The sequence below is a fragment of the Ferroacidibacillus organovorans genome (genome assembly GCF_001516615.1).
Lineage (GTDB): Bacteria > Bacillota > Bacilli > Alicyclobacillales > SLC66 > Ferroacidibacillus > Ferroacidibacillus ferrooxidans_B.
In genome coordinates, this window is sequence record NZ_LPVJ01000021.1 from 1 (window position 1) to 2,631 (window position 2,631).

The 2,631-nt window shown below is 46.6% G+C and carries 4 protein-coding genes and 1 pseudogene; all 5 read right to left on the reverse strand.

Features of this window, described 5'->3' with window-relative positions:
* Positions 1–196 (reverse strand): hypothetical protein (locus tag ATW55_RS06960; protein ID WP_201024944.1); only part of this gene is annotated, 196 nt, incomplete at its 3' end.
* An 82-nt stretch (positions 197–278) separates the two neighbouring features.
* Complete coding sequence (locus tag ATW55_RS06965) at positions 279–1,067, reverse strand: hypothetical protein (RefSeq protein ID WP_153005044.1); 789 nt, start codon at positions 1,065–1,067, stop codon at positions 279–281.
* Positions 1,068–1,507: 440 nt separating this feature from the next.
* Positions 1,508–1,678, reverse strand: a pseudogene (locus ATW55_RS15745) (DUF255 domain-containing protein); the annotation flags it as partial.
* A 146-nt stretch (positions 1,679–1,824) separates the two neighbouring features.
* Positions 1,825–2,469: a MerR family transcriptional regulator gene (locus ATW55_RS06975; RefSeq protein ID WP_067714700.1), complete on the reverse strand. Its 645-nt coding sequence runs from the start codon at positions 2,467–2,469 to the stop codon at positions 1,825–1,827.
* On the reverse strand, positions 2,397–2,555 hold the full coding sequence (locus ATW55_RS16735; protein WP_235587036.1) for a MerR family DNA-binding transcriptional regulator: 159 nt from the start codon (positions 2,553–2,555) through the stop codon (positions 2,397–2,399). Before ATW55_RS16735 ends, ATW55_RS06975 begins: the two co-directional genes overlap by 73 nt.
* Positions 2,556–2,631 lie beyond the last annotated feature (76 nt).

The window sequence follows — 2,631 nt, forward strand, 5'->3', positions numbered from 1 at the left end:
GCCCCTTGCGAAGCTGCCGCTCTAAGTCCTCCATGCTTGGCGTTCGCAGTGCGAACCCAGCCAACAAAACAGTAAAAATCACAGACGAAGGAATCTGAGGCTGTCTTCGTCCATCTCGCGCATGCTTGATCATTTGAGACAATCCGTATATTCTAGAAGAGTACTGGATGAACTCCCGTACCCACTGTTTCGTCACAGTGGCATCGCCTCCTTAGGATGGACCCTTTGGAGGCTTTTCGCGTTGCGTACTGCCGATTCCTGCCGGTTTCCAGTAGAAATTATATTTTTCGTATCTTTCCCGTGACCTCGCTTATTCTAGACCCAGCAAGGGGAAATTCTTCACCGCCCACTAAAGATGCGTGGGGCCTGGCGAGTGCCCTAGTAAACTTGAATGATTTACGAATGGATTCACCATTTTCCAGCATTAACTTATGTATGTCTGCATGGTCTTTATAGTAGTAACGAATTGTGGAGGCTCTCTCGTATTTTAACTCGTCGTGACTTGGAGGATAGGTGCCCAGATAAGATCTACCCTGTGTTTCAATCCATTCGACATTCCAGTTTCTAAATTTAATTCTTTCCCATACAAGGTCTAAAAAGAATTTCCCTTCAGCTAGTAACATTATTTCTTCAATCTTTGAGTCCTCATAGGGACATACATCGTCGGGTTCCTTAATTTGTCCAAGTGGACACTTAAAATATAAATATCGAGCAAGGGTATCGATGATTTCCAGCAATGATTCCTGTTTGTCCGATGCGGAAGCTGCCTGTTCACCATCGCGTGTCTTAAAAGTAGAGACATGCATTTCATAGCCGTGAATTGAGTCTCCTTTGTTCGTATTCTCCACCTGTTGTTGAATTAAACGGCATTGATCTTCGTAGAACACGAATAACATTTGAAGCTGCTTCACAACGTCATATTCCAGAAACGAAGAACCTTCCAGCCGTGTGGAATTGCTGCAGAAGTTCTTCCTAATTGCCTTAATCGCCGAAACGATCCCCACGTATATATCTCGAAACTCATGAGCATGTAAAGACTTGTCGGCTATTATTTTCTCAGCCTCCAAGCACGAACTCTCGAAAGAGTCCAATATGAAGCTGTTCGAATCAAAATTCCGGTTCATTGGTTCGGGCAAACATCCGCTTAACAATAAGCCACGTCGAAATCCCTCTGAATTATTGAGATACAACTGTGAAATCAACTGGCTCGACTGGTCGTTCTGACGCTTTCGTAGTAAAATTTTCAGTTGATCGAGTCCCACATTATCACTACCTTCATAACTACGATCTATAATTCTGTTCTCACCAGCAACGTGAGCCTTTATAATTTTAAGTTAGAGATACGGGCGAAGGAATGGCAAAACATAGGCGGCGATGTGTCCACATGAGCAGTATACTTCGATTACTCCATCTTCCTCCAATGGAGTAATATATGGACTCGGCATCAGTGACAGGTCCATATATTACTCCATTACCGTATATTGCCACTCGTAGCCCCGCAGGGCTACGAGTAGCCGATGGACAAAAGAATGGGACGATTGAACCTGCGAGCGATGCGGAACGCCTCGTCGCACCAAGGGTACCAGTCGACCGGGTTATGGGCGTGCTGAAGCAGGTATGGGGATTTCTCGTGGATGAGGCGGTTGGTGAATTTATGGCCGCCGTTGTTGGAGTTCACGGGTGAATCATCCTCTCTGGATGGATTTACCGTTAGTATACACCCAGGTGGCGGAAAGTATTTGATATGTGGGAAACAGCATAAAAAGGAGCCCCTGGTTCTGGGAAGTGAAGAACCAAGGGCCTGTTGTAGAATTATCCTGCATCTTACTGGGGGTCGTCAGTCACTAAACTGGTGGCCATGGCCTTCGAGATGTACTGCCACAACTCCTTATCCATGCCGAATTCCGCTGCTCGGTCCGGGTTCTCCGCGTAATATTGTTCAGCGGATCGCGTAATGCTAGAATCACCGCCTGTAAAGAGGTTGACGAGTTCTTTCCACCGCTTGGCCAACAGTTGTACCTCAGGACTATCAGGAGGCGTCCCCTTTTTCAGTTCTACGCGTACGTTGGCAATCAGGCTTGGCCATTCGTTCTCAACCTCTTTGATTTTCTCGGTTCCCAGAAGTTCCCCTTGTTTCTTGAGTTTCTCCATCTGCTCTGGAGTAAAATACTTCTCCGTCATTTTCATCACCTCGATGATTTTGATCCATTCCTCTCCAGTCAGTTCTCGTTGAGCTTGAACCAACTCATATAGACGCTCCAGTCGGCTCCGCAAGTCTTCCTGAATTCGGATTTGTTGAACCAATCGATCCAACTGCATTCGAATTGCTTTGTCCGGACGAAAACTGGGGTTGTCAAGCAGTTCTCCGATTTCGTCCAGAGAAAAACCCAACTGCTTCAGAGAAATGATTTGTTGCAGACGAGCGATGTCCTTTCCCGAATACAGTCTGTGACCAGCGCCAGAGTGCAAAAAGGAACAAGCAACCCGATCTGGTCGTAATGGTGCAGCGCCCGAATCGTAATGCCCGTCAGCTTCGCCAATTCCCCACTTTCCATCGTTCTTTTTCCGCCATCATCCCCTCATTTCGTGCACATTGATATTGCCGGCAAATTCATCCTACAACCTGACGTT

Excerpts from the sequence above, each read along its gene's own strand:
- ATW55_RS16735 (WP_235587036.1), bottom strand. The coding sequence starts at position 2,555 with ATGGAAAGTGGGGAATTGGCGAAGCTGACGGGCATTACGATTCGGGCG.